We start from the raw sequence: 3,466 nt of genomic DNA on the forward strand, positions 1-3,466 counted from the left end.
CTTTAAAATCGCCCCAACTTTATCCAAACATTCTTGATATTCATCATCCATCTGCGAGCGGATGGTGATACCGCCGCCTGCCCAGACGCTGACGGTATCGGCATTGGCTTGGATGGTGCGAATCAGTACATTAAATTGCCCCGTCCCATCAAAATTCAGATAACCCATCGTGCCACAGTACGCACCACGGGGGCGCGCTTCGAGCTCGTCTATCATCTCGCAGGCACGCTTTTTGGGTGCGCCTGTGATTGAGCCTGCCGGCAATGAGCCAAACAGCACAGCAATGGGGTGGCTATCAGGCTTGAGCGTGGCGGTGATGGTGCTGACCATGTGATGCACATTATAAAAGCTTTCAATGGCAAAGCGCACAGGCGTTTTGACACCACCTGTGATGGCATATTTGCCCAAGTCATTACGGAGCAAATCAACAATCATCAAGTTCTCACTGATGTCCTTACTACTCGTTGCCAGTGCTTGTTTGAGCGCATCATCGGCGGCAGGGTCAGACGCTCGGGGGCGAGTGCCTTTGATGGGTTTGGTGATGATATTGATTTGATGATTTTGTTGATAAAAAGTAAAAAACAGCTCAGGCGATACCGATAACAGCTCAAAGCCAGCTACTTGCAAAAAGCCTGCAAACGGTGCGTTGGTTTGTTGGAGTAGGCTAGGCAGATGCGCCGATAGTGCGCCTGTTTTTTTGGCTTGCCACGCTTGGGTGAGATTGATTTGATAGCCATCGCCAGCCAGTAGATAAGCTTGGGCTTGGTCAAAGGCGTGCGCATAGTCGGCCTTTGACCATAGGGGCGTGAGTGTCAGTGCAGTTTTCTTTGGTAAATCATCCAAGCCAAGCCCACCAATCATCTGCCCAAGTGTATCGATATCGATATTGTTATCATGACAAATCAGCTGATAGCCATCTGTGCAAGGACGCAGGATAATATCATAATGCCCAAAAAAACACGCAGGCATAGACTCATCAATGCCAATGCCATCATTGAGTGCGTGGGCGGCGATGTCATAGCCGACAAAGCCCATCAAGCCGTGCTGATATGATGGCTCGGTATCGTGCATATCAGGGCTTGGCTTGTGTGTATCCGCATAAGTGCATAGCTGTGCCATCAGATGCTCATAACTGCTTGGTAGCTGTTCATACCGATAATCCGCCATCGCTTGGCGTGTGGCGATGGTCAGTGTCTGTGCTTGTGCATGGCTTGTCATCTGCCAGCTGATTTTTGGCAAAATCCCAATCATAGGCTTGTGATGATTATTCAAAAAACACACCTGCCAATCAGCATGGCGGTGAGCGATGGCACAAGTCAGCTCGGCAGTGCTTAGCGTGCTTGGGATGATGATGTCAGTCATGATGGTCGATGAATAAAAAAAGACAAATTGTATAGCAAATTACCCAAAAACAAAACCCCCATCACGCCCACCGCTGTTATCAAACAATGGGCGGGCGTTTGGGCGTTGGGTCATGATTTATCCAATCACCAAAAATCCACACTACGCACCAATACAGGACGGTCAGTGGTGATGGTGACAGCGGTGATGGTGCGATCGGCGATGCTCTGTGGTAGGGGTAGGTGCACTGTACCAAGTCGATAGCTACCACTGTCGTGCTCGCTTGCTCTATCCATCAGGGCAGGATGTGTGGCAGGGATGGTTAGGCTGACGGTTTCGCCATTATCAAGCAGTAGAGCGATATCGACAGTCGTACCTTTGCCATCGGCATGACTGCCCACGGGGGCGATGTGTAGTGCAAGTGCGCTTGCGCCTTTGATGGCGGCGGTGGCTTTGGCACTGTGGTCGATATACGCCACAGGGGTGAGTATCTGCACCACGCCTATCTCAGGCTCAGGGCAAGCAGGCATGATAGCGGCTGCAGGATTCATCGGGTCTGAATAGGCGCAGTATTGGACGCCTGCGGATTTATCCAGTGCAGTTTCGCTGAATGCTTTGGCATCGACATAGCCGATGGCTTTTGGGCTTAGGGCAAGCCATCTTGCGCTGTGATTGGCCACTTGCTCAGGTAGTGGCGTGTGTGGGGTGAGTGGTAGGGTGCTATGTTTGCCTTGTAAGCTTGCACCGAACCAATCACTGATGACATCAAGTATCATCTGCTCATGCGCCTTATCGTCTTGACAGGCGATCATATCACAGCCACGACGGTCGTCAATGCCTGCTTTGGCGGCGGTGCGGTTGATGGACATATGACCAAAATGCGGCAGCTCCACCGTGCTTGCCACCGTGTTTCTCGGTGTGGTGGCATAGTGTGACAGCCACAGATTGGCAGATGCGCCGACATCGGTATCACGGCTACCGACGATGGCAAGATAAGGAATATCCATCGGCGCAGGCGAGATGTCAGCCAGCTCAAAGGTCTCATACGATGGCGCATAGGCTAGGATGCTTTTTAGATGATCGCCAAACAATCTTTTGGCAGTGTCTGTCATCTGCGCCGAGCGAGAATGGACAAACAAGCCAATATTGGTCAAATCCACAGGTGCAATCGCCGTACCCAGCTTATCATCACCGCCATTGGTCTGCTCGATGGTGCTGATGAATGGGCTGATGATATGTTGCCAAAGTAGCGTCTGATCATACGGCTCTTTGACCCCAAGCCCAATAAATGCAGGCGCAAGGTCAGGAATCACCACCGTAAAGCCAAGCTTGGCAAGATGCTCGCCGATATACTGCATCCCTTCGTCATAGCGTAGCTCAGCGACACCATCGGCGCATGGATAGCGTGATTCTAGGTCGGCGCAGTTGGGCGCACGCAGATGACTTAGGATAATCAGCGGTGTGGGCGTATCTGACTGCACTGGGGCGATGATTAGCCCACGCACAGGCGCAGTGTATTCGCCAACGCTGGCATTGCCATAGTCGATGGCGATGGTGGCGACTTGACCATCTGTGCTGTGGCGGACTTCGGTCGGGGCAGGTGTGCGAGTGGCGGCGGCTTTTGGGCCGGTGGCAAATTCTTCGTCCATGATTTTGGCATCGGTATCGTGCGTCAGGCTCGTGCTGGGTGTGGCTGTGTCATCAGATGGTGTGGGTTGTTCGGCTTGTGGTGTGCAGGCGGTCAGTAGGGCGGTGCACAGCAGGCTTAGGGCAAAGGCTTTGGGCAATAGCAAATGGCGCATAACTATCATGATTGAATGACTAAAAGCTTTATTGTAAAGCACTTTGGTGAAAAACAAAACCCCATCAAGGAATGGGGTGTATATGCATCGACTCACGACATTTTCTCGCAGTCTAGTTTTAAATTGCTTTTTTCATGGTGCGTTGTACGCACCCTACCGCACTAAGGACTAAGATTTCTTTTTATAGCAGTCAGATTGTTTGCTGTAAATAACATAGAATGAAATCCCTGAACCATCCAACATCTCCGAAAAACCAATATCATAAATGCTGAACCGACCCCCAATTCTTAGACACTAAGATTAACGGTTAAGGTTTAATCAAG

2 protein-coding genes are annotated in these 3,466 nt (G+C 51.0%); both read right to left on the bottom strand.

The genetic code is table 11. From position 1 onward, the window contains the following. The coding region (locus tag Q0N89_RS09775; protein WP_294035906.1) for an anthranilate synthase component I family protein at positions 1-1,362 on the bottom strand (1,362 nt) is incomplete at its 3' end. 125 nt (positions 1,363-1,487) lie between these two features. Then, the gene (locus tag Q0N89_RS09780) at positions 1,488-3,143 is read right to left on the bottom strand and encodes a hypothetical protein (protein ID WP_294035908.1); all 1,656 of its coding nucleotides are present in this window, start codon (positions 3,141-3,143) and stop codon (positions 1,488-1,490) included. Positions 3,144-3,466 lie beyond the last annotated feature (323 nt).

Source organism: uncultured Moraxella sp., from assembly GCF_945873075.1.
Taxonomy (GTDB): Bacteria; Pseudomonadota; Gammaproteobacteria; order Pseudomonadales; family Moraxellaceae; genus Moraxella.